General features: G+C 49.6%; 15 protein-coding genes. 7 read left to right on the top strand and 8 right to left on the bottom strand.

The window, feature by feature from the left end:
- The first annotated feature begins 35 nt into the window (after positions 1 to 35).
- Positions 36 to 3,056: an AsmA-like C-terminal region-containing protein gene (locus tag FHS90_RS03025; RefSeq protein ID WP_182511683.1), complete on the top strand. Its 3,021-nt coding sequence runs from the start codon at positions 36 to 38 to the stop codon at positions 3,054 to 3,056.
- A 218-nt stretch (positions 3,057 to 3,274) separates the two neighbouring features.
- On the top strand, positions 3,275 to 4,066 hold the full coding sequence (locus tag FHS90_RS03020) for a DUF4382 domain-containing protein (RefSeq protein ID WP_182511681.1): 792 nt from the start codon (positions 3,275 to 3,277) through the stop codon (positions 4,064 to 4,066).
- 425 nt (positions 4,067 to 4,491) lie between these two features.
- Here the strand turns inward: FHS90_RS03020 and FHS90_RS03015 are convergent, their stop codons facing one another.
- The 3 genes from FHS90_RS03015 to FHS90_RS03005 all read right to left on the bottom strand — a co-directional run bounded on the left by FHS90_RS03015 (position 4,492) and on the right by FHS90_RS03005 (position 6,926).
- Entirely contained in the window at positions 4,492 to 4,977 is a 486-nt protein-coding gene (locus FHS90_RS03015; protein WP_182511679.1) for a DinB family protein, read from the bottom strand.
- An 84-nt stretch (positions 4,978 to 5,061) separates the two neighbouring features.
- The gene (locus tag FHS90_RS03010) at positions 5,062 to 5,454 is read right to left on the bottom strand and encodes a diacylglycerol kinase family protein (RefSeq protein WP_182511677.1); all 393 of its coding nucleotides are present in this window, start codon (positions 5,452 to 5,454) and stop codon (positions 5,062 to 5,064) included.
- Between the two features lie 296 nt (positions 5,455 to 5,750).
- Positions 5,751 to 6,926, bottom strand: coding sequence for an acyltransferase family protein (locus FHS90_RS03005; RefSeq protein WP_182511675.1), 1,176 nt, complete (start codon positions 6,924 to 6,926; stop codon positions 5,751 to 5,753).
- 444 nt (positions 6,927 to 7,370) lie between these two features.
- Here FHS90_RS03005 and FHS90_RS03000 point away from each other — a divergent pair, with 444 nt between their 5' ends.
- From FHS90_RS03000 to FHS90_RS02990, 3 genes are read left to right on the top strand one after another with little or no spacing between them, the layout of a single operon-like run.
- A complete protein-coding gene (locus FHS90_RS03000) occupies positions 7,371 to 10,544 on the top strand; it encodes a SusC/RagA family TonB-linked outer membrane protein (protein ID WP_246386631.1) in 3,174 nt (1,057 codons plus the stop codon).
- Positions 10,545 to 10,559: 15 nt separating this feature from the next.
- Positions 10,560 to 12,362: a SusD/RagB family nutrient-binding outer membrane lipoprotein gene (locus FHS90_RS02995; protein ID WP_074988009.1), complete on the top strand. Its 1,803-nt coding sequence runs from the start codon at positions 10,560 to 10,562 to the stop codon at positions 12,360 to 12,362.
- A 17-nt stretch (positions 12,363 to 12,379) separates the two neighbouring features.
- The gene (locus FHS90_RS02990) at positions 12,380 to 13,360 is read left to right on the top strand and encodes a DUF4397 domain-containing protein (RefSeq protein ID WP_066839509.1); all 981 of its coding nucleotides are present in this window, start codon (positions 12,380 to 12,382) and stop codon (positions 13,358 to 13,360) included.
- Between the two features lie 112 nt (positions 13,361 to 13,472).
- Here the strand turns inward: FHS90_RS02990 and fumC are convergent, their stop codons facing one another.
- The 4 genes from fumC to FHS90_RS02970 all read right to left on the bottom strand — a co-directional run bounded on the left by fumC (position 13,473) and on the right by FHS90_RS02970 (position 17,935).
- On the bottom strand, positions 13,473 to 14,870 hold the full coding sequence (fumC, locus tag FHS90_RS02985) for a class II fumarate hydratase (RefSeq protein ID WP_066839511.1): 1,398 nt from the start codon (positions 14,868 to 14,870) through the stop codon (positions 13,473 to 13,475).
- 514 nt (positions 14,871 to 15,384) lie between these two features.
- Positions 15,385 to 16,926, bottom strand: coding sequence for a glycoside hydrolase family 10-like protein (locus tag FHS90_RS02980; RefSeq protein WP_182511673.1), 1,542 nt, complete (start codon positions 16,924 to 16,926; stop codon positions 15,385 to 15,387).
- A 128-nt stretch (positions 16,927 to 17,054) separates the two neighbouring features.
- Positions 17,055 to 17,774 carry a M15 family metallopeptidase gene (locus tag FHS90_RS02975; RefSeq protein ID WP_182511671.1) on the bottom strand — a complete coding sequence of 240 codons (720 nt, stop codon included), beginning with the start codon at positions 17,772 to 17,774 and terminating at the stop codon, positions 17,055 to 17,057.
- Entirely contained in the window at positions 17,771 to 17,935 is a 165-nt protein-coding gene (locus FHS90_RS02970; protein WP_161947715.1) for a hypothetical protein, read from the bottom strand. The genes FHS90_RS02975 and FHS90_RS02970 overlap by 4 nt, the downstream gene beginning before the upstream one ends.
- A 372-nt stretch (positions 17,936 to 18,307) precedes the next feature.
- Between FHS90_RS02970 and FHS90_RS02965 the strand changes: the two genes are divergently transcribed.
- Both FHS90_RS02965 and FHS90_RS02960 read left to right on the top strand, forming a co-directional pair.
- A complete protein-coding gene (locus FHS90_RS02965) occupies positions 18,308 to 21,184 on the top strand; it encodes a M16 family metallopeptidase (RefSeq protein ID WP_182511669.1) in 2,877 nt (958 codons plus the stop codon).
- Between the two features lie 252 nt (positions 21,185 to 21,436).
- Positions 21,437 to 22,138, top strand: coding sequence for a hypothetical protein (locus tag FHS90_RS02960; protein WP_182511667.1), 702 nt, complete (start codon positions 21,437 to 21,439; stop codon positions 22,136 to 22,138).
- A 156-nt stretch (positions 22,139 to 22,294) separates the two neighbouring features.
- On the opposite strand, the gene FHS90_RS02955 is transcribed toward FHS90_RS02960, so the two are convergent.
- On the bottom strand, positions 22,295 to 25,015 hold the full coding sequence (locus tag FHS90_RS02955; RefSeq protein ID WP_066832849.1) for a TonB-dependent receptor plug domain-containing protein: 2,721 nt from the start codon (positions 25,013 to 25,015) through the stop codon (positions 22,295 to 22,297).
- Between the last annotated feature and the right edge of the window lie 201 nt (positions 25,016 to 25,216).

The raw sequence follows: 25,216 nt of genomic DNA, 5'->3' as shown, positions 1-25,216 counted from the left end.
CAGTAAACTTACCTGCTCAGTAGACAGCAACAGATATGAAGAAAGTAGTCATTGGCATAGCCGTCTTTTTTGTAGTGCTCATTGCCGCCGCCGCGTTGGTTCCCATTCTTTTCAAAGATAAGATCAAAGATAGGCTGGATAAAGAAATAGCCAAGAACATCAACGCTCAGGTTCTATACGAAACTGATAACGTAAGTCTATCGCTTTTCCGCACATTTCCTGATCTGGGCCTTTCTATCAAAGAGCTGACCATTGTGGGCAAAGACTCCTTTCAGCGCGACACATTGGCGTACCTGCCTGATTTTGCCTTGGGTCTGGACCTCATGAGTGTGATCACCGGTGATGAGATGGTCATCAAATCAATTGAGATGCAGGACCCCCGCCTTAAACTGCTGGTGCTTAAAAGCGGAATGGCCAACTGGGATATTTTCATTCCAGACACGGCGGCCGCGGCCCAGACAGACACGGCAGATTTCAAGATGGGCATTGAGAAGTGGACCATTAACAACGGCCAGATCATTTACCAGGACCTGAGCATTCCGTTTGGCGTGGCGGCATACAACGTGCAGCACACCGGCAGCGGCGATCTGGCCAAAGACGTGTTTGACATGGAAACCCACACCCAGGCAGACCGCTTCACCATGACCTATGGCAATGTCAACTACATTGAAAACAAGAAACTGAACGCAGAGGTGACCCTGGCCATGGACATGGCCAACAGCGTGTATACCTTCAAAGACAACAATTTTAGACTGAATGATTTCGCCCTGGGCATGGACGGCTCTATTGCCATGCCTACAGATGACATTAAGTTTGACTTAACCTTTAAAGCCTTGGAGACAGATTTTAAAAACCTGTTCTCCCTGGTGCCCGGTGTCTTCACAGACAAGTTCAAAGATGTTCAGACCGATGGAAAAGTTGCTTTCAACGGGTACGTGAAAGGTACTTTCAATGAAACCACCCTGCCCGGCTTTGGGGTGGATCTTACGGTGAACAACGGAACCTTCAAATACCCTGATTTACCGCAGGCGGCTAAGAATATCAACGTGGCCATGAGTGTGAAAAACGCAGACGGCAACCTGGACCATACCGTTGTCAACATCAAAAAGCTGCACCTTGAACTGGGGAAAAACCCCATTGACGGGCAAGTGCTGATTGACGGGCTGTCACCTATGAAAGTAGACGGAAACCTGCAGGCCAGGCTGGATCTTGCTGAAATGACCAAGGTTTTCCCCCTGGAAGGCACTACCCTGCGCGGTCTGCTGGATGTAGATGCCAAAGCCAATGGGGTCTACTTTGAGAACCACATGCCTGTCATGAGCGCCAAGCTGAACCTGACCAACGGCTACGTGAAGTCTTCCTCCTTCCCTGCCCCGCTGGAGCAAGTGACCGTGGCATCTACCGTCACCAACACCACTGGCAACGCCATGGACACTGATATTCAGGTCTCCCGCTTTAAGATGCTGCTGGACAAGGAGCCTTTAGAAGGTAGAGTTTCTATCAAGAACCTGAGCCAGCCCCAGTTTGATGCCGCCGTAACCGGGGTGCTTGACTTGACCAAGCTGACCAAGATCTTCCCTATTGAAGGCACCACCCTGAGCGGCCGTATGGCCGGCAACGTGCAGGCCAAGGGCAAGATGACAGACGTAGAGGCAGGGCGCTATGGCAACGTTCAGTCCAGCGGGACCGTCACCATCAACCAGCTAGCCTACAAGAGCACAGATCTGCCGCAGGGCATGCGCATTAACAGCGCCACCGCTACCTTTAACAATGAGCAGGTGCGGCTGCAGCAGCTAAACGGGTTTTTAGGTAAAAGTGATGTGCAGATGAACGGTACGGTGTCTAACTACATGGGCTACCTCTTCTCAGAAAACCAGCCGCTGCGCGGAAACTTTACCTTGCAGTCCAGCAACTTCAATGTGAATGAATGGATGGTAGACGAACACACCGGCCAGGCAGTTCCCGCCTCCACTACCCAGGAGGCGCAGGGGGTTGTGCAGGTACCGGCTAATCTGGATATGTTGTTAAATGCCCAGATAGGGACGGTGGTGTATAACAATCTTAAACTGCAGAACCTCAACGGCAAGGTTAGTTTGAAAGATCAGATTGCCAAACTCGAAGATGTGTCTTTCAATACCCTGGGAGGCCAGTTTTCCACAACGGGCACGTATGATTCCAGGGATTTAATCCACCCTAAATTCGCTTTCGGGCTGAATATCAAGAACCTGGATTTTCAGCGTTCCTTCCAGGCCTTTAACACCATTCAGCAGGTGGCGCCCATAGCCAACCTCCTGAAGGGGCAGTTTTCCACCAACTTTAACCTGAGTGGTGAACTGGGCAGTGACATGATGCCGGTGATGAGCACCCTTTCTGGCAAAGGTCTGGTAGAAGTGGTAGAGGCGGTAGTGACCAACGTGAAGGCACTCTCCAAAATCAGCAGCCTCACCAATTTGTCTGAGGTGCAGAACTTCACCATCAAGAACAAAGGCTTTGCGGCTGAGATAGTGGCAGGTAACCTGGTAATGAAGCCGTTTGAGTTTGAAGTGAAAGACATTAAAATGACCGTGGGCGGTACCAGCAACCTGGGCGGGAAGCTTGACTATGTAGTAGCCATGGACGTACCCTCTGGCAAGGTGGGAAATGCCCTGGCGAGCAAGCTGACCAGCCTGTCTGGGGTGCAGAACCTGCAGGGGCTGGAGCGGGTGACACTGCAGTTAGGCGTTACGGGTCCATACAAAGACCCATCAGTGGCGCTGAAGGGCAGCAGCCTCAAAGCCGAAGCCTCTAATATTGTGAAGCAGGTAGTGACAAACAAGCTGGAGAACGTGCTGAAAGATAAACTGCCAGTAAAGAATGCCACCAACACAGACAGCCTGAAAGCCGAACTGGCCAGACAGCAGGAAGCCGCCAAACTCAAAGCCCAGCAGGAACTGGAGAAGAAGCGGCAGGAGGCTGAGGCAAAAGTGAAAAGCGAAGCGCAGAACCAGTTGAACAAACTCTTTAACCGGACAAAGAAACCAGCTGCGGCCACTCCGGCAGACACTACCAAAAAGTAAGAGGTCTCCACCCTGTGCGCCTCCTGTTTTGGGGCTGTTTTCCAAAAAACAGCCCCAAAACAGGAGGCTTCTTTTTGGCAAGGATACGCCCTCATCCCTTTGGGGTGGGTCTGTGGAAAGCAATGGCCAGACCGGTTTCAACAGGCTCTAAACATTTTCTCCTGCATACGTATAATCGTGCTGCGCCTGCAGTGATGTAATTAACCTATTTCAGAAGTATGAGAAAAGTCTTTTTGTTTGGAATGCTGCTGTTCACAAGCCTTGGGTTCAGCTCCTGTTCAGAGGAAGATGAGGCCACGGGTGCCGCCCGTATGGAGGTAAGATTGACAGATGCCCCCGGCGACTATGAAGAAGTAAACGTAGACATCCGGTCTGTGCAGATTCACCGCGAAGCCAATGATGACGGCTCTGGCTGGACCACCTTAGACAACATCAAACCCGGCGTGTACAACCTCTTAGATTTTGCAAACGGCAAAGACACCCTGTTGGCGAGTGCCACCCTTCCGGCTGGCCGCATCTCCCAGATACGGCTGGTCCTGGGGAACAACAACACCTTGAAACTGAAAGGTGCGAACGCCCGCATTCCCCTCACCACCCCCAGCGGACAAACCTCTGGCGTTAAACTGCAGATCAACGCTGACCTGGAGGCTGATGTCACCTATGTGGTACTCTTAGACTTTGACGCCGCCAAATCTGTGGTGAAACGCGGCAACAGCGGTAACTACAACCTGAAACCTGTGATCAGAACCCTTACCCAGGCAGTGGCTGGCGGTATTAGAGGAACCGTAATCCCGGCAGCGGCCAGACCGGGTATTCTGGTGATCTCGGCGGCCAATGACACCATTGGCGGCTTCACAGATGAGACAGGCCGTTTCCTGATTAAAGGTGTGCCAGCAGGTACGTATAAAGTACAGTTCACCGCCACTGAGCCTTACCAGAACAAAGAAATACCAGACGTTACCGTTACCAATACCCAGATCACTGAACTCCCTCCGGTTGATTTGAACTAAGTACTTGGGCAGAAATTTTCCTGTCTGTCATCCTGAAGAGACCTAGGTGGCGAACTAGATAAGCGCTTATAGGCTGCTACGGCTGTTCGCTTCCTAGAGCCTTTCACGGCGACAAAATGTATGGCTTAAATTTGTCTTTATACTTAGGTGAACGGGCACTGTAAAAGTTATTGCTTATCTCCTGAAGGTCCTTGTCACAGAACAAGGGAAGCTGTCTCAGGTTAGCGCTTCAGATTTTGCAGGGGATATAAGAACTGTAAGAGCTCATCTCTGACTTTTTTGCAAAGTCAGAGATGAGCTCTACGTTTTAACAACAGTCTTTCTATAAAAAGAAAGGGAACCTCTGCAGAGGCTCCCTTTCTTTTTATAGAAGTTTGCGTTTTTGGTCTGTTTTTTCTGAAAACAGACCAAAAACGCTATGGGGTTTACAGTTCCATGTCCTGGCCGTACTGAATGCGCACGTAGGTCACATAGTCAGAGTTGACAGGCTCATGCCCTGCCAATCTCAGGCCACGGGCCACCTGGCCGCGGTGGTAGGTGGCGTGGTTGATGGCGTGGGTCAGAATGTCACGTACTTTGGTAGAATATGCCTTGCCCTGCGTGTTGGTGTACTCAATGGTGCGGTTCAGTTCCGCCTCATCTGCATTGGAGTACAGTTCCACCAGTTTGGGCGACGTCTGCTCATGCAGTTTGTGCAATTCTTCCAGTGAGTGTACCTGCAATACGGTTACCGGGCTTTTAGTGCCGGTGATGCGGGCAATCCAGATAGCCTGGGCGTTCAGCAGGTGGCTGAACATGAGTTGTGAATATTCAGGCAGTTCACCTTCTACGCGGTCAAAGCTTTTCAGCACGCGCCAGTTGGCCCATACATTGTATTCGGCTAGGTTTTTAAGTACGTCGTTACCAGTCATGGTTATGGGTTTGGTATTATACATCATCGGCCTTGGCCGAACAAATTGGGCAAAAGTAGTAAACGGGCGGGTGAGAAAGAATGTTTACCTGAGCTTTTGGAAGAATTGAGCCGCATACGGGGAAAAAACCAGCAGCCCTACCACCACCGCCGTCATAGACGCCACCAAGACCGCGCCGGCCGCTATGTCTTTGGCTTTGCCCGCCAGCGGGTGCCGCCCCGGTGAGACCAGGTTGACCACTACCTCCAGGGCCGTGTTAAACAGCTCAGCCATCCAGACCAGGCCAATGGCGAAGGCAAGCAGCGCCCATTCTGTAGCAGAAAGGCCCACGTACCACCCCAAGGCCACCACCATGCCGGCAGACAGCACATGCCAGCGCATGTTGAATTCAGACCTGAATGCCGCGGCAATCCCGTTCCAGGCATACCCGAAATTGTTCAGCCTTCTTCGTACAAAATGAGGTTTTCTTGGTTCCATGGCGCTTGGGTGTTCGTCTAACCAGATGAATGTTCTGGGGCTGGTAGCAGAGGGTGCACGGTAGAAGGTTTCCTGGCTGGTAACTTCCTGCCACTGCTCCTGAAGGTTCTGTTTTGGGGCTGTTTTCCCAAAACCAGGCCAAAAACAGGAATACAGTTTCAAAAATAGGAACGCCTTAGCCGTGCCACAAGCAGCTAGCTAAACGCTCCTCCCTTGCTGGCGTAGCAGTGGCCTGCTCCAGGAATGCACGACACTGTTTAAAAGGAAGCGCTTTCTGGAATGGCAGGGACCTGACGTTACACTTTAATGATAATGTTCTTCCGGTACATGATCCAGAGAATAATCATCCAGAAAAAGATCCAGGTGAGGGCCCAGGCCAGAGAGGCGTTGTAGGGAGACAGGTGCGGCGTATAGAAGGACTCATACAGCCACGTTTTGCTGTCTACTTCGCCGGTGGGGGTAGAGACTTTGACCATGTTCATGATACGCGGGATCAACCCAGACAGGAAGAAGACGGTGATGGCGTTGACTCCGTACACTAAAAAAGGGGTGGTGAATCTCTGGTATCCTTTCACATCAATGAGCCAGTAGCATACTCCCAGGCCCAGCATGGCCAAGCCGGCTGTATATAAAACGAAGGAACTGGTCCAGAGGCTTTTATTGATGGGGAAGTGCAGGTCCCAGATGAGTCCGGCGCAGGTGCAGATCACGCCCCACACCATAAGCCAGGCAATTTTGTTGCCGGGCTCATCTTTCTGTTTCAACCATTGCCCCACCAATATCCCTATCAAAGCTGTGGCAATGGCTGGCAGGGTGCTTAAGATACCTTCAGGGTCCCAGACTTTGGTAGATTTCCAGAGGTGGCCGGGGAGCAGTTGGTGATCCAGCCAGGCAGCCAGATTGGTGGTTTGTTGAAGGTTCGCCTCCCCTACCCCCGGTACCGGCGCAAACATCATGAGCAGCCAGTACCCTACCAGCAAGGCGGTTATAATAACCAGTTGGGAGCGCCGTTCTGTTTTCAGAAAGATAGAGGCGGCAATGATGAAGACTACCCCAATTCGCTGGAGCACCCCCGGGATACGCACCGTATCAAACTCAAACTTAGGGAACAGCGCTAAGAACAAACCAAGGGCAAACAAGGTGAGCCCTCGCCTTGCAATTCTCAGCAGCGTTTTACCGTGTGTTTCAGGCTTTTGCTTTGCGCCAGATAAGGCATAGGCAATAGACACCCCTACTATAAACAAGAAGAACGGAAACACCAGGTCTGTGGGTGTACAGCCGTGCCAGGCGGCGTGCCGGAGCGGTGCGTAGATCTTGCCCCAATTGCCCGGGTTGTTCACCAAGATCATAGCCAGTACAGTGATCCCCCTGAAAACGTCTAATGAGCGGAGGCGAATGGCAGTAGTTTTTGCTAGGCTCTGTTCCTGTGGGCTGGCATGCACAGATAAATCTGGAGGTGATGTGGTGGGCATAGGTTGTGGTATATGAGAAGTAAAAATAAATGCAGACGAATGGTCTAGCGCTTTAATATATTAACGCGCTATGTCTGGTGGTTTATGGTAATGGCAGTAATATTAAGCTTTTGCTGATAGAATCATGTGATTAAGAGATAGGTTTTGAAATGATTTTAAACAAAGTTAAAAAGTTAGCTTGTTTGATAAATTTAGCTTCTCTATATTTTGGCCGGTTTACAACTGCTCTCCAATCCAAATCATTTGCTCCTGAAGTGTTTAGCATCTTAAATATCATAGAAGATATTTAAAATTATACTAGACCCATTGTGATTTTTTAAAATGCAGGGCTTTTTAAGATCTGCTTTTTATAAAATTATTACTAGGATCACATTCTTTAGGCATAATTGCTTTATCTTGCACATTATTTTGCCTTGTTCTTTTGTTTTACATAACTCAATTATATTGTTCCTCTTCTTTGAAGACTTAGACCAAACAGGCATCAAACAAATTCACAACAATTATCCTAAATCCTTTTCTATGAAAGTAGTATTACGACTTATGTTGTTTGCTATGAGCTTGTTTATAGCTCAGGCAGGTTTTGCCCAAAGCAAGACCATTACCGGGAGGGTGACTTCTTCCGATGACGGCTCCCCCATGCCGGGGGTGAGTGTGGTGCTAAAGGGCACTACTGTGGGTGCTTCTACAGACGGTGATGGACGTTATTCTATCCAGGCTCCTGTAGGCGGCACGCTGGTATTCAGTTTTATTGGCACTATTCCACAAGAGAAGGTAGTAGGTGCCGCCAGTACAGTTGATGTGGTGATGAGAACTGACTCTAAAGCCTTAGATGAGGTTGTTGTAACGGCTTTGGGTATTGAAGAAAGAAAAGCTGCGCTAGGTTATGCCATTACAGAGGTTAAAGGAGCAGATGTGGCACAAACTCAGCGTGAAAATTTTATAAATGGATTGGCAGGCCGTGTAGCAGGTGTTGAAGTAAATGCTACCTCTGGTTTGCCAGGTGCCTCAGCTTCAATTACTATTAGGGGGGTGAGCTCTTTAAGCGGAAGCAACCAGCCTCTGTTCGTAGTTGATGGGCTCCCGGTAAGTAATAATACCTTTAGTACAGCTAATTTTGCTGGTGCTGCGCAACTTGAAAACAGAGGGGTGGATTATGGAAACAGAGCTTCAGATATAAACCCAGAAGATATTGAGAGTATAACAGTTTTAAAAGGTCCAGAAGCTTCAGCGCTATATGGTATAGATGCGGCCTCTGGTGCTATTGTCATTACTACCAAAAGAGGGAAAGTTGGTGCAGCCAGAATCAACTATAGCAATAGCTTCCGGATGGATAAAATTAGAAAATATCCAAAGATCCAGCGAATTTATGATAGAGGTACATTAGGGGTGACAGATGAAGGTTCTACCATCACTACTTACTTTGGTCAGCCATTCCCAGAGGGAACCCAGTTTTATGATAACGTAAAAAATTTCTTCCAAACCAACTACACCCAGAAGCACAATCTATCTGTTTCAGGCGGGACAGACGCTTCAACTTATAGAGTATCAACATCTTATACAGGTAACCAAGGATTTATCCCAAATACAGGCTTAGATAAGTTTACTTTAAGTTCAGCGATCACATCAAAGTTAAATAAATACATCTCTTCAGATGTGACCTTTGCTTATACACACCAAGATGTAGAGTCTATTTTTAATGTAAGCGGCGGCCCTTTATTGGGTCTTTTGTCTTGGCCTTCAGATGATGATGCTAGCGTGTACATGAACCCAGACGGTACTAGGAGATTCTTTACGGCTGGCGGTACAACGGCTTTCCCAGAAATGGAAAATCCATTCTTTAATGTTAACAAAAACTCCAACAACAATGTTAGCGACAGATATATAACTAATGTGAAATTAGTAATTGACCCTGCACCATGGTTGAAGTTTGTAGGTAACGTTGGGTTTGATTACTTTACCCAAAAAATTACGGCTGTTCGTCACCCAGAGTCTAGGCTTTCTGGAACAAGAGGTGGAGTTTTTGACCAAGCAACCAATACGTCAAGAAATTTGAACATCCAGTACTATGCTCAGATTACTAAGAAATTCTTTGGCGATAAATTCTCTACTGATTTTAAATTAGGCAGTGCTGTGAATGACCAAAACGGGTTCACGCAGGCAGTAAATGGTGAAAAATTCCAGGCACCTGGTCTTTATTCTATTGAAAACACAGATCCAACTACTCACAGAGGTAGGAACCGGTTATCTCAAAGAAGATTAGTAGGCGTATTCTCAAACTTGAATTTAGGCTATGGCGGTTTCCTATACTTGAACCTATCTGGAAGAAATGACTGGACCTCAACATTACCTAAAGACAATAACTCCTTCTTCTATCCTTCTGCAGGGTTGAGTTTTGTATTTACAGAACTTGCTCCTTTGGCAGGCATCAAGAATGTACTCTCTTTTGGTAAGATAAGGGCTTCTGCTGCTCAAGTTGGTAAAGATGCGGACCCATATATGATCCGCCCTTGGCTAGAACCTAGAACTACCACCGGCGCTGGCTTCGGATATGCCTTCAACGGGCCTTCAGAATCACTTAATCCAGAAATGACCACTTCTTATGAAGTTGGAGCTGAAATGAAGTTCTTCAATGATAGGCTAGGTATTGACTTTGCTACGTACAAAAAAGTTTCTAAAGAGCAGATAGTAAGAGGTATGCGCTTAAGTTATGGTACAGGATATGTGCTGAAAACATTTAACGCAGGTGAAATAGAAACAGGTGGATACGAGTTTCAAATCAATGCAACTCCATTAATTTTTAAAGATTTTACTTGGGATATTACAGCTAATTATAGCCATAATTATTCTGAGTTAGTAAAATTGCCTTCTTCAATCCCGGAATATTATAGTTCTGATACTTGGTTGTATAATAACATTAGAAATGGTGCTAGGGTTGGCGGGCCTGTGAATTCATTCACAGCGTATGAATATGAAAGAAACAACAAAGGTGAAATTTTAATTAGTCCATCTACAGGTTACCCTATCAGACAGACAACAGACTGGGTAGTAGTAGGTGATAGAACTCCAGATTTCTTAATGGGTATCACAAACACTTTTACCTATAAGAATCTGTCTTTGAACTTCTTATTAGATATTAGAAGAGGTGGCGATGTGTTTAATGCAACGGAACATTTCTTAACAGTTCGTGGTTTGAGCATGAGAACCCTTGACCGCTTTGAGCCAAGAATTTATAGTGGTGTATTAAAAGACGGATTAGAGAATACAGCTAATCCTACCAGAAACAATATTGTGATCAATCCAGCTTGGGACGCAAACTTCTTCTCTGCTACATCAGGTGAAGTTGATTATGTAGAAAAAGATATCAATTGGTTGAGATTGAGAGATGTGACACTTAGATATACACTTCCAACTGCACTATTACAAAGAACAAAATTCGCAAAGTCTGCAAGTGTGTTTGTAACAGGCACAGATCTATTCTTGATCACAAATTATTCTGGACTTGATCCTGTTGGAAGTGCTACAAGTTTAGCTACTGGTGGTAGTGGAGGATATGGCTTTGACTATGGAAACCTGCCAATGCCAATGGGAATAAATGTTGGGATTAATGTTAGCTTTTAATTAAAAACAGGAAGAATGAAAAAAATTATATGTGGTACACTCATAGCAGCAGCTATGTTTGGTTCAGTTAGCTGTGAAGAATGGCTAGATGTAAACACAAACCCTAACGGGCCTGATCAGGTTGTTGACCCGCATTTATACCTAGCACCCATGCTTTCTGAGTTGGCTATTGCCTTACAAAATGATGGTCGTTACATTGGGAAATATACTTCAAACTTTTTCAGTGCAGCTCAGGATGTGACTTGGGATAGACATGGGTATGCTTCTGCCAGTGATGCGGCCGCTACTCTTTGGAGATCTACCTACTATACCATGGGGCTTAACCTGCGGGATATGATCCTGAAAGCAGAAGAGCAGCAGAAGTGGGAATTTGTAGGCATTGGCCACGCTCTTCAGGCCTATAACTGGCAAATGACTACAGACCAACATGGTGAGATCATCATGTCTGAAGCGTTTGACCCAACCAAGTCATCTTTCAATTATGACAAGCAAGAGGTTATTTATGCTGAAGTAAAACGTCTTGCTGAGTTGGCTATAGCTGATTTTGCAAAAGCAAAAGCTAACCCGCATCCTAACCCTATGTCTAAAGATGCAGATTTAATTTATGCAGGTGACATAAGTAAGTGGGAGAAGTTTGCTTATGGACTTCTTGCTATTAATGCCAACCATTTATCCAACAAAAGTAATTATGAACCAGATAAGGTTGTTGAATATGTAGATAAAGCTCTAGCCAGCAATGCAGATGATGCAGCTATTAAGTTTTTGGGTACAAATACAGCTAACTCTAGCTTCTTTGGCCCGTCAAGAGGAAACATTGGTAGCGCAGGTATCAACTTACGGCAATCTAAATTCATTGTAGGTTTATTAGATGGTACTAACCCCGCTCTTCGTGATGTGGAATATGAGAAAGTAACTGTTCCTAATTCGAATCCACCTAGAGATACTGTGCGAGTAAAACTTGTTGCAAATTTGCCAGTACCAAAAACAAAAGATCCTGTAGCTGCCTTCAATACGCAGCACTTAAAAGATCCTCGTATAGCTGCAATGTTGGCTCCTGCTGGAGACGGCCAATATAGAGGTATAGGTTTTTCTGGTACTGGAGAGTATACAACTACTACGCAAAGACCTTTGAACCTTTGGGGTACTGCTTCAGATGTTACGAGTGCAACTACAGTAGGGAAATACTTGTTTCAAAACAATGCCAGCTTTCCTATTATGACTTATGCGCAATTGCAGTTTATAAAAGCTGAGGCCTTATACAGAAGCAATAAAAAGGCAGAAGCTTTAGTTGCCTACAAAAATGGGGTTGAAAAGCACATGGATTTCACAAGGACTTTCCTAACAACTGCAGAAGAAAGAACTGCTTTTGATAGTAGAAAAGCAGCTTACATGACCAATCCGTGGTTAATTCCTACAAATACAGAACCCTCAACGACTCCGGAGGGCTTTCCAATACCGTATTTAACTCTTTCACATATCATGCTGCAAAAATATATAGCGCAATGGGGATGGGGCTTTCTGGAAACTTGGTCTGACTTAAGAAGATACCATTACTTTGATAAGTATGATGAAGCTTCAAGAACAAATGTGCCAGGAAATCCTGTAACGGTTGGATCAGATCTTAACTTGAATGATAATGTATTTACAGCTTTCCAGATCAACCCAACTATGTTTGGGGTTAATGGTGGAATGCCAGCGTACAGAATTAGGCCACGGTATAACTCTGAATATCTGTGGAATGCAGAAGCATTGCGCCAAATTGGTGGTTTTGACGCGGCTTTCCACACATATGAGACTTGGTTTAGCAAGAAAAACTAATTATTGACAGAATAAGTATGAAAAATACACTCAATAAGTTATTCACTATAGCAGCTGCGGCTTTTTTACTTAGCTCTTGTGAAGATAATGCGATTCCAGTGCGTACTGATTATGTTTCTGATGGAGCACTGGTTAAATTGTATAACCACGTAGAAGGTTCGGGAAATGTCAATTATTATTTAAATGATCAAAGGATTACAGCTAACACCGCCTTAGCAAATGGGGCCTTACGGGGTTTAGCTTTTGGTAGTACCTTTCCAAGTACGTATGGTTATGCCAATGTTCCTGCTGGATCATTTAATTTAATTGTGCGTGATACAGCAACCATGACACCGGATACCTTTAATGATACAGCCAAGTTAGCGGTCAATAATTGTAAGCCCGTAACTTGGAAAGCTTTGGCTTCTCCTTATAATAAGATAGCAGAGAAAGCTGTAACGTTAGATAGAGGTGCAAGTTACACAGCTATATTAGTGGGTACACCTGTTGTCATGGGTACAAGAAAGACGGTGCCTGCAACAGATACAAGCCCAGAAATACCTGGTAATTGTGGGCAAATTGTAACGCCTGCTACCTATGAGCTTCTTTTCACTAGAGATAATTTGCCCGCACCTGATTTTTCAAAAGTTTACTTCAGATTCGCTCATAACTTGGCAAATGCTCCATACAACTTTGACGTAGTAGCTACTCGTGCTGCAAAAGCTGCTTCTGGAACTACACCAGCAGTAGAAAAAGTTGAAACAGTAATTGCAACCAATATTGGTTTTAAGGAATTTGGTCAATATGTTGAAGTGCCATTAGGAGATTATAATGTTGATTTCTATAAGGCAGGTACTTGGGGTACCGCTGCTCCTGTAAAGTATTATACTTATACCTCATCAAGTGGAGCTACTACAATTACTTCAATAGCATTAGGTAGAGTTTATACTTTCTTCCTTCGTGGTACTCACAACAATGCACCGAGAGCTGCAAATGTTGATTACTGGAGAGAAAGATAACATCGAATTATAAAACACCTAGACGGCCTATAAAGAGAAAAGCCCCGCTGCACTGCAGCGGGGCTTTTCTCTTTATAGGCCGTTTTGGCCAAAGCAGGCTAAAAAACGGAAGTTACTTCTTTAAACTCCCAATCATATCTTCCGGCTTCACCCACTCCGTAAACTGCTCATCTGTCAACAGACCTAAGTCCAGAGCAGCCTGACGCAGGGTAGTACCTTCTTTATGCGCTTTCTTGGCTATTTTGGCCGCGTTGTCATACCCTACGTGCGGGTTTAACGCAGTGACCAGCATGAGGGAGTTTTCCAGCTGGCGCTTGATCACCTCATAGTTGGGCTCAATACCCACGGCGCAGTGTTTATCAAAAGAATCACAGGCGTCACCAATAAGTCTAGCACTCATAAGTAAGTTATAGATCATTACGGGCTTGAACACGTTCAGCTCAAAGTGGCCGTTCATACCGCCAACTGAGATGGCCACATCATTGCCCATGACCTGGGCGCACACCATGGTCATGGCTTCGGCTTGGGTAGGGTTTACTTTGCCAGGCATGATAGAGGAACCCGGCTCATTCTCAGGGATGATGATTTCGCCAATGCCAGAGCGCGGACCAGAAGCCAGCAACCGGATGTCGTTGGCAATTTTCATCAAGCTCACGGCTAATTGCTTCAGAGCACCGTGGGTCTCTACCATGGCATCATGGGCGGCCAGCGACTCAAATTTGTTCTCCGCAGTTTTCAATGGCAGGCCAGAGAACTCGGCAATCTTCTGGGCCACCAGTTCGGCGTAGCCTTGGGGGGTATTCAAACCAGTACCAACGGCAGAACCGCCTAACGCCAGCTCACTCAGGTGGTCTAAGGTGTTTCTGAGGGCGCGCATGCCATGGTCCAACTGAGACACGTAGCCAGACAGCTCCTGGCCCAGCGTTAAGGGCGTGGCATCCATCAAGTGGGTACGGCCTATCTTCACTACGTGCATAAATTCCTGTGATTTGCTGTGTAGCGTGTCACGCAACTTCTGCACCATAGGCAACGTGGTTTGGGTTACGGCTTTATAGGCGGCAATGTGCATGGCCGTGGGGAAGGTATCGTTAGACGACTGTGACTTGTTCACATCATCGTTCGGGTGAATCTTCTTCTTCTCATCCATCAGGTCACCACCTAACAGAACGTGCGCACGGTTGGCCACCACTTCGTTCACGTTCATGTTGCTTTGGGTACCAGAACCGGTCTGCCACACCACCAGCGGGAACTGGTCGGCCAGCTCACCGGCCAGAATCTCATCACACACGCGGCCAATGATTTCGGCTTTGTCTTGCGGCAGCACGCCCAGCTCAGCATTGGTGTAGGCGGCGGCTTTCTTCAAGATGGCGAAGGCGTCAATGACCTCAACAGGCATTAATTGCCCTCCAATGGTGAAGTTCTCTTTGGAGCGCTGGGTTTGGGCGCCCCAGTATTTATCTGCGGGTACCTCTACCGGACCCATGGTGTCTTTCTCTATGCGTACGCTCATGTTTGTAAGAATATGGTGAATACTTAGATGGCTCAAAACTACGCAATTATTCATAAAAAACGGGAGACAACCTTGCCTCCCGTTTCTGGCCTGATTTCCTGAAATCAGGTCAAAAACAGGCATATTCAATTTAATAGTTAGTTACGCACGCAGATGGAAGATTAGTTAATCCAGAACAGAGGATAATCACCTGAAAAGCTCCAATCTTTAAAATCCCTCATCTTCAAATTAAATCACTCTTGCTGTTCGGGGGGGATATTCCCGAACCAATCTATCGGGGATTTGCTAATCCCCGTGATACGCTTTCTGAACTAGCCGGGAACGGGGATTGATAAATCCGGAAGAGCAGCTGACGTGAGGGAATTGCTAAACTTCCAGCTGGTAAATTGGTGTAACCCAAAACGTAAAACCCCACTTTCTGTTTCTGGCCTGTTTTCACAAAAACAGGCCAGAAACAGAAAGTGGGGCTATTATCAAAATGACGGTCGTGCTACTTGCTACGTGATACAAAATGTTACTTCTTCCGCTTGCCGGCCACGGTTCTGGAAAGGGCGCTTTCATTATGCAAACGGTCAACAGCCGTAATGCCGTAGGTATAGCGTTGTCCCGGCTTGGCCGAAGTGTCTGTGAAAGAGGTTGGGCCGTTGTGTACTTTCAGAATATGCGCCGGGTTCTCCGGGTTGATGGTCTGGCCACTGAGAACGCGGTAAATGACGTAGTAACGGGCGGTTTCTTTGTCTGGGGCCGGAGCCGGGGCATTCCAGTATAAGCTCACACCCTCTAGAGTGGCATGCGCCTTTAGGCCTGTAGGTACCAACGGGGCTACGTTGTCTTTCCAGGGCATGGTAGGCACCAGGGCCGGGTTCTTGTAAAAGTTCTGGCGCAGGCTGTCTTGCACGCCCAGCGGGTTGCTCATCACAGATTTAGAACTGAAGTACACGCTGCCGTGCACACCGCTGTTGGCTCGGTTCAAACGTATTTGGTTTCCGCTTTCCAGCGGATTTGACCACTCTTTAAAGCGGGCATCATTGTTCACGCGGTAGGTTCCCTGGCCAATATAATTGTGTTTCCCGAAGCTGTTCTTAGCCCACCAGTCCAGCATTTTGGCGTAGTCTGCCACGAGGTAGCCAATATGGAAGTAGAGCTGCGGCACGTTGTAGTCAATCCAGCCTTTCTCCAGCCAGCCCCGCACATCTGCGTACAAATGGTCATAGTTGGTGAGGCCACCTTTGGTGTCTGAACCGCGCGGGTCCTGGCTGGCATTCCGCCAGATGGCGAAGGGGCTAATCCCGAACTTCACGTACGGCTTCTCGGCTTTGATGCTGTCTGAGAGCACCCGTATCACCTCATCTACATTATAGCGGCGCCAGTCATCTTTGTTGGTGAAATTAGTGCCGTACTTGGCGAAATCCTCGTCATCTGGAAACGGGTCTTTGGTGGGGTACGGGTAGAAATAATCATCAAAGTGCACGGCGTCAATGTCATAGTTGCGCACCACGTCCATGATAATGTTCACAATGTATGCCCTAACTTCGGGGAGACCCGGCTTGAAATATTTCTTGCCGGCGTAGGTCACAAACCACTCGGGCTTGGTCTTGGTGATGTGTTTGGGTGAGATGTTGGCGCTCACGGTGTCATGGGTGGCCCGGTACGGGTTGAACCACGCGTGGAATTCCATACCGCGCTGGTGGGCTTCCTCAATCTGGAACGCCAAAGGGTCATACGGCGGATTAGGCTCCTGCCCCTGCTTGCCGGTGAGCCAGTGCGACCAAAGCTCTTTGTCGGTCCGGTAAAAAGCATCAGTGGTGGGCCGTACCTGCACAAACAGCGCGTTGATGCCGTTTTTCTGGTGCTCATCCAGAATGTACCGGAACTCCTCCATCTGCGTCACCGCCGACAGCCCTTTCTGACTGGGCCAGTCAATGTTGGCCACAGTGGCAATCCAGACGCCGCGCAGTTCGCGCTTAGGCGACACCTGGGCCTGAAGGGAAAGAGCGAACAACCCCAGCAAAACAGCCAAAAAGGCCGCCGCCCTAAACTGGAAAGATAGCTTCATTGTGAAAAGGATAGGTATTGTGGAACAGAAGCAGCAAGTAAGGCCCTTTCTGTAACTATTGCAACCTTCTTTCGCCCGCCTCCTGTTTTTGACCTGTTTTCAGAAAAACAGGCCAGAAACGCAACTGCCTACTTCTTTCCCTCCTGTAGTTTTTCAAACGGAATATCCATTAACGGAAATCTGCGCCAATCTTTAAAGTCATAGTGCCACCACTCATTATGGAAAACGGTAAAGCCGTGGCGCTCCATGACGGTAATGAGCAGAGTGCGGTTTTTCTTCACCTGCGCAGACACGTGCGGGTAGTCTGGGTGAGACTGTACCACGGTGGCGTCATAGGGAGTGGGCATTTCCAACTCTTTCCCGTCTGAGAGCCGGACAATGGTGAGGTCAACGGCGCAGCCGCGGTTGTGGCGGGAGCCGTCTTTGGGGTTAGCCACGTAGGCCTTTTCCTTCACTTTTCTGAAGAAGTGCTCTGTAACGTGGTACGGCCGGTAGCCGTCATAGATTTTGAGGCCCAGCCCCAGCGGCTTCAGGTCTGCCTGCACTTTCTGGAGGGCATCAGCCACGGGTTTGCGGGCGTAGGCGGCGGCTATTTTGTAAACCGGCTCCCCCACCAGATTGTCAGCCGTGGCGTATTTGATGTCCAGCACCAAACCGGGAACATAAGACTGCAGTTCCACCAGTTCATGGCTGGGGTCCTGGGCCACCTGCTGCCGGTACAGCGCCACGGTAGTCACTACCGGCAGACCGTACCTGTTCTTAGGGATGCTCCCGGGGGCAGTGGCCTGGGGCCAGGCTTCGGCGGTGACGCCGAAGAGGAAAAGCAGCAGCAGCAGGTGCTTTCTCATTTGCGTTGGTAGACTACGTAAGCCAGGATGCCTGAAATCAGGAAGGTAAGCAACCGGAGCCATTCTATGCGGCCGGTGGTGAAATAGGTGAGGCAAAGTGCCGTCCAGGCCAACAGCGTGCCCAGGCAAAAAAGAAACAAGATCAGTTTTCTATTCTTCATGGAATGAGTGTCAGTAAAAGGGGGAGCGCCAAGCCGCCCCCCGCCTGGTTTCTGCTTCTATGGGAGAACAACCGCAGCCGTGAAAAAACTCGTTTTTGACCTGCTTTTCTGAAAACAGGCCCAAAACAGAGAGCTGCCTCACCGGTTGCACAACAAAAGCGAATATAAGGTTTCTTCAGTATTTGCTGCGTACGCGCCCCGCCAGCCAACTCTGTAAAAGAAATTCTGTTTTTGACCTGTTTTGGCAAAAACAGGTCAAAAACGCCAGCTGACACTCTACGGGGAAAAGCCGCCGTGAGGTGTAATAAACTCCCGCTTTCGCCTACTAATATAAGGCTGAACCTCACCACCACCTAATTTCTGAATTCCTCTATGAACAACAAACTTACCCTTGCCTGCCTATCACTGCTGCTGGGCAGTATGACTGTGAGCCCGCCCCAACAGGCATGGGCGCAGGTGGCAAAAAAGACAACCGCTAAGACCTCTGCAAAACCTTTGGGCAGCGCGGCCCCGCAGTTTACCCTCAAGTCTGAGAAATACAAGCTGCCCAACGGCCTGGAGGTGGTGCTGCACCAGGACAAATCTGACCCCAAGGTGGCCGTGGCCATCATGTACCACGTAGGCTCCAACCGGGAGAAGGAGGGCCGTACCGGTTTTGCGCACTTCTTTGAGCACATGCTGTTCCAGAACTCAGAGAACGTGGGCAAGGGCAACTTCATCAAAGCCATCAACCAGGTGGGGGGCTCTTTTAACGGCGGCACCTTTGAAGACGGAACCGTGTATTATGAGGTGGTGCCCAAAGATGCGCTGGAGCGGGTGCTGTGGCTGGAGTCTGACCGCATGGGCTTCTTCATCAACACCGTGAGCGAGTGGGGGCTGGAGAACGAGAAGCAGGTGGTGAAGAACGAAAAGCGCCAGCGGGTAGACAACCAGCCCTATGGCCACACAGACTACGTCATCAAAAAGAACCTCTACCCTGCCGGCCACCCCTACAGCTGGGATGTGATTGGCTCCCTGGAAGACCTGCAGAACGCCACCCTGGCAGATGTAAAGGAGTTCTATGACCAGTGGTACGGCGCCAGCAACGCCACCTTGGTGCTGACCGGTGACTTTGAGACGCCAGAGGCGAAGAAACTCATTGAAAAATACTTTGGGGAGCTGAAAACCAAGCCAGAGGTGAAGCCGCTCCCGCCCATGCCGGTAAAATTATCTGCTACCAAATCCCTGTTCCATGTAGACAATTTTGCCAATGTGCCAGAGTTGACCATGGTCTACCCTACCGTAGAGCAGTACCACAAAGATTCATACGCGCTGAGCATGCTGGGCAGCCTGTTGGCCGAAGGCAAAAATTCACCTTTTGAGAAGATCCTTGTTGAGGAAAGAAAGCTGGCCCCCGGTGCCTCTGCCGGTCAGAACTCCAATGAGATTGCCGGTACGTTCAGAATACGGGTGCGGGCCTTTGACAAAAAAGATCTGGATGACGTGCAGGCCGGCTTGCTGGCCGCTTTTGACAAGTTTGAGAAAGAAGGAGTAGACGCCAAAGAGCTGGAGCGCCTCAAGATCAAGCAAGAGACGGCGCTGTACAACGGCATTTCCAGTCTGCTGAACAAAGCGTTTCAGCTGGCGCAGTACAATGAGTTTGCCGGTGACCCCGCCTTTGCCCAGAAAGACATTGCCATGACCCAGGCTGTAACGGCGCAAGACATCATGAACGTGTACCGCAAGTACATCAAAGGCAAACCCTACGTGGCCACCAGCTTTGTGCCCAAGGGGCAGGAAGCGCTCGCCCTGAAAGGTGCCGTGAAAGCAGATGTGGTAGAAGAGAAGATTGTGGCCGGGGCCGAAGGCGCTAATTTGGGTCAGGAGCCTACCTCGTTCCCTAAAACCCCTTCTAAGATTGACCGCAGCAAGATGCCGGAGCTGAGCAACAATTTCAGCTTTACAGCACCTGCCATCTGGACCGGCCAGTTGAAGAACGGCATGAAAGTCTACGGCATTGAGCAGAATGAGCTGCCGCTGGTGCAGTTCAGCATTCTGATCAAAGGCGGCATGCAGCTAGATGACCAGCAGAAGATTGGTACCGCCGCCCTGGTAGACGCCATGCTCCTAGAAGGCACCAAAAACAAGACCGCCCAGCAACTGGAGGAAGCCATTGGCCAGCTGGGTGCGTTTATAGGCGTAAATGCCAGCTCAGAGGGCATCACCCTCACGGGCAACACGCTGAGCCGAAACTTTCCGCAGGTTATGAAACTGGTAGAGGAGATTCTGCTGGAGCCGCGCTGGGATGAGGCCGAATTTGCGAAAGCCAAACAAGCCGCCCTGAGCCGTATCAGGCAGAACATGGCCAATCCCAATGCCATTGCCTCGCTGGCGTTCAACAAGGTGCTGTACGGCCAAGACAGCCGCTTCGCCTACCCAACCAGCGGCACCATGGCCACGGTAGAGCGCATCACCCTGCAAGACCTGAAAGAGTACTACCAGAAGAACTTCTCGCCCAGTGTGGCCAGCTTCCAGATTGCCGGCAACATAAAAAAAGAAGAAGTGACTAGGGCACTGGCCAGCTTAGAGCAGAAATGGGCCGCCAAGCCGGTAAAGCTTCCGGCACCGGTCACGGCTATCAACACACCGCCTAAGCGCTTGTACTTTATTGACCAGCCAGATGCCAAGCAGTCTGTGATCTACGCGGGGTACCTGGCGGTGCCGGTGAACTCTACAGATTTCGACGTGATGCAGGCCATCAACCACAAACTGGGCGCGGGCTCCGCCTCTACCCTGTTCAACGTGCTTCGTCTGCAGAAAGGCTACACCTACGGCGCGTTCTCAGGTTTCTCCCGCAGGCCAACGGCACCGGGCACGTTTGTGACTTCTACCAGCGTGCGCACCAATGTTACCAAAGAGTCACTGCAAACCATTGGGGAGATTCTGAAGAGCTACGGCACCAGCTACAGTGAGCAGGATCTGGCCACGTCTAAAGGCGCGCTCCTGCGCCAGACCGCGCTAGGCTATGAAACCTTGGGCAGCCTGGTGGGCCTGCTGGAAACTATGAACACCTACAACCTACCCGCTGACTACCTCAAGCGCGAAGAAACCGCCATTCAAGGCCTGAGCTACGCCCAAGCCAGAAACCTGATCAGCCAATATATTGACCCTGCCAAGATGATCTATGTAGTGGTGGGTGATGCCAAGACCCAGCTGGCCGGCCTCAAAGAATTAGGCTTGGGAGACCCGGTGGTGCTGCCCAACCAGTAAAATTTTTAATTAGTTGTTGTGTTGAAAAGGCCCGTTGCAGAAGCAGCGGGCTTTTCTTTTAAACCTGTTTTAGGCCTGTTTTCCTAAAAACAGGCCTAAAACAGGAGTATCAGTTTATAGGCGGGTAGAAAAGCAGCTCAGGCTAACGTCAAAGAAACCAGTCATGTAGCAGTGGGCCATTGAAACTTTGGGCATTGTGCCCCATCTTTGTCACCAGAAACATGACCGGCTGTTTTACAGTTAGTAGACGCAATGGCAAGAAAAAGAGTGATTTGGGCATTAATAGTGGGGGCTTGCGCTGTGGTTGGGGCCTGTGAGCCAGAAAAGCTGGACAGGGGTAAAGAAATGGCCGTAGAGGCTGAACGCCACAAAGTAAAACGCATTACCCAGGAAGACATGGAAGCGTGGGTTCAGGCCGCCGGTGACACCGTGGTAAGCCAGATTGAGGGGGCTTTCCTTCAGCTCGCAGAGAGCCAGCCCAAAGAGCAGGAGCTGTTTGTAGCCCAGCCTGAGAAATTACCCCTGGTGCAGTCCATTCTGCGGCGGTACAAGGCCCGGTTAACGCGTAAAACCTTCTCTTCTGAGACAGACGCGCAGCAAACGCTTGGGCAGGATATACGGGCCGCAGCGGGGGGAACTCTGCCTTCCACCACCACCTTCTCTGTGCCAGAGCAGGAGTTCCTGTTTCAGCGGCCCATCCAGATCAGGCGCCGTAACTGCGCCAGCTGTGAGGAGCCCAGCGTGTTAGACTTTACCGGAAAATCCCTTGACCAACTGCGGGTGTTCTCTGCCCAGGGCAAACCGGGCGGCTTTGAGGTGGGGCAAGTGCGGGGCGTGTGGCAAATTTACTTTCCGCGGGCTAAAGTGATTGAGCAGATTACCCTTAAAACCAAGGTGTCTCGCCGGGGCAGATTCTTCAGCAGTAAACCAGACAGTGTTTCCTCATCCAAATAGCCGGGGCTTGCCTTCTCAGCTATTTCTATTTCAGAACGAAAAGGGCAGTCCGCTCAACTTTCTGTTTCTGGCCTGTTTTCACAAAAACAGGCCAGAAACAGAAAGTTGAGCGGACTTTTTTAGCGGAAGAGGTTCCGCTACGGCCCCAGCGGGAGATTACTTCACCAGAAATGAGTTGCGCAGGTAGCCTACTTTGCCAGTGGCAGTCATGCCCTGTAGAACCGCCTGGTAGGTGGTTTTCTGGTCTGCGGCGTAAAATGTAATCTCGGCTTTGCCGGTGGCGTCTGTCTGCACCGTAGGGCTCCAGAAGAGAGTGGTTCTCAGATCTGGCATGACCACGTTGCTGGTGTCTGGCTTGTCATACTTGGGCTGATAGAACTCGCGGGTCTTGGAGTAGTACAGGCCCTGGTACGTGGCCGTGCCGGGCAGCTGGGCGGCGGCCCCACCGGTAGGAGATGTGTTGGAGCTGCTGGAGCCACCTTTTTTGAGGTTGATGGCAATGACGCCGTTGCCGCCCTGGCCACCGTAGATGGCAGAGGAGGCACCCGGCTTCAGTACCTCAACAGACTCTACCTCATTGGGGTTGATAGACTGAATGAACTGGGCATCAGAAGGCATGCCGTCCAGGAGGTAGAGCGGTGAACCGCCGCCCCGCATGCTAACCTGCCCGTTGGTCACCTGCAGCCCGGCTACCCGCCCCTGCAGAGACTGAATAATGTTAATGCCAGGTGACAGGTCAGAGCCTTTTAGAATATAGTCAGGGGTAGCATGCAGGTTGCCAGAGGCGGCGGGGCGTTCCTCTTCCTTTCTTCCGCGCACAATCACCTGCTGCAGCAGAATGCTGCTCTTGCCTGAGTACTGATCCAGTTTGAGCTGCTCCCGGTTACGCTGCAGGTACGTCCAGACTTCATTTGAGAACGGGGCCGGAACGGGGTGGTACGGTGCCTGCGGGTGCACCTGGATCTGCGGCAGGTTGTTGTCCAGCACCAGCATAGAGCCAACGCCTTTAGAGGATTTGACTACCAGGTTAGAGCTGTCTGTGAAGCTGTCTAACGGAAAGCTGAACTTGCCCCGGTCATCTGTCTGAATAGTGATGGTGCTTTTGAGGTTGTTGAGGTCTGAGATCACCACACTGGCGTAGGCATCTGGCTGACCGGTTAATTTGGTAGAAGTACCACTGAGGTACAGCCCTTTCTCAGCCTTGAAGCTGGTGCTGGGGAACTTGTCCAGCAGGAGGTCTTTCCAGATAAACCGGCGCCAGCCCTGGGTGAGCATGAGGTTGTCTAAAGCGGTGGCCACCTCAGGCGAAGACGAGGTAAAGTAATAAGACGGTTCTTCAATATAGCCTTTGAGGTCTGAGCTCATGAGCAGGTAAGACACAATATTGGCCGCATTGGGTGCCGGTATAACAGCTTTCTGGTCAGTGACGGCGAGGGAAAAATGACCCGCTACGGGGGCCCCGGCCTCATCTTTGGCTTGCAGCTGCAGGGTTACCTTCTCCCGCGGTTTATAGGCCGGTTTGTCTGGGGTCAGGGTTAACTGCAGTTGAGGGGAATGCTTCACAAACACCAGCCGTTCAGCCAGGGGCTCCCCTTTTTCTGAGAAAACCGTGAACTGCACAATGCCCGTGGGGAACTTACTGGCGGGTATCTCAACCTGAAACACATCACGGGCGGTAGGGCTAACGGCGGCATAGAGGATTTCGCCCCGCACCTGCCCCACCAAGGTAAGGGTTTTAGGTCTGCCGGTGCTGTCTGGGCTAAAACCAAGCGTGTAAAATTTAACCCGAAGGTTTTCTGGCGCCTTGCTGTCTACGGTTAAGATAAAACCTTTCTGCTGGGGTTCTGGCAACGCGTACTCTTTGGCCGCCCCTTTGGTGGTGAGCCGTGCGGTATATTTTTTCCCCGCCTCCGGCACAAACCCAAAGCGCCCCATGCCAAACTTCTGGCTCTTGAAATCTAATAGTTTCTGGCCCTGCTGGTTGTAAATGCCCCCCTGTACCTCTTTGCCCAGCCCGTTGGCGTCTACTGCCTTAAACGCAATGGTGTTCCAGAGGCCGCTTACCAGGTTGCCGCCCTCCGGAAAGAACTGGAGGTCAATTTGCTCCTGCTTCTGGGGGAAGGCAATGGTATGGTTGAGAGCCCTGCCCCCCTGCTCTACCGTGAAGTGCAGTTTGGGGCTTTGGCTGGCTCCGTCTGGCAGGTAGAGGCGCAGCAGGGCTTTGCCGTCTGCGTTGGTGGTTATCTTTTTTGAGGAGGCTTTCTTGTCATAGCTGGTAGAATAGGCCACTGCGGTTTGGGCCAGCGGCTTCTCCTGGTAGTTGAGCAGCCTCAGGTTCACCAGAACAGAGTCACCGGCTCCCTGGCGCTTATAGGTAAAGGCGGTGGTGCTGACCAGGTCTGTCTTGCGGGGGCTGAAGATGTTGAGGTTCTGGTGGTAGACATAGTCTTCATCAAAGTTCTGCATCCAGCTGGTGTAGGCCCGCAGGCGGTACATCCCCTCCGGAATATCATCTGGCAGCTCCATGTTCCCGGCCCCCTGCCCTTTGCTCAGCCTGAAAACGGCGGTTCTGAAGAAGGTGTTCTCCGGGGTGATGAGCTCTACGTACAGCACCCGGCTGTGCGTACTGGGGGTGTGGTCATGGGCATTGACCAGATAGGCTTTGAACCAGATATCCTCCCCGGCGGCGTAATACGGTTTATCCAGGTGCAGGTAAACTTTTTCCTGCGGATACCTGTTGTGCAGAAAGGTTAATTTTGCCACCAATCTGTTGATCAAATCTGACTGCTGCCACGCCGGGGCAAAGGCAGAGAAAGCCAGGGCGGCAAGCGGCAGAAGCAGGCAGATACTTATTTTTGTGCGGGTGGAGAGCGGCATGAGCGTATGATGGTGAGGCGGGCAGAAGCTGTTTTCAAACTATCCTGAACCGGAAAGTGTTGAAAGAACGCAGCACAACCTGTCTCTAGTCTTTAGAACTGTGGAAACAATGGTTTTGGCCTGTTTTCATAAAAGTAGGCCAGAAACGCTATCTTTGCAAGTAACGTAACCCAGACCTAAAAATAGAAAATAGATTACACC

Source organism: Rufibacter ruber, from assembly GCF_014138425.1.
GTDB lineage: Bacteria > Bacteroidota > Bacteroidia > Cytophagales > Hymenobacteraceae > Nibribacter > Nibribacter ruber_C.
This window is presented reverse-complemented; position numbering and strand designations above follow the sequence as displayed.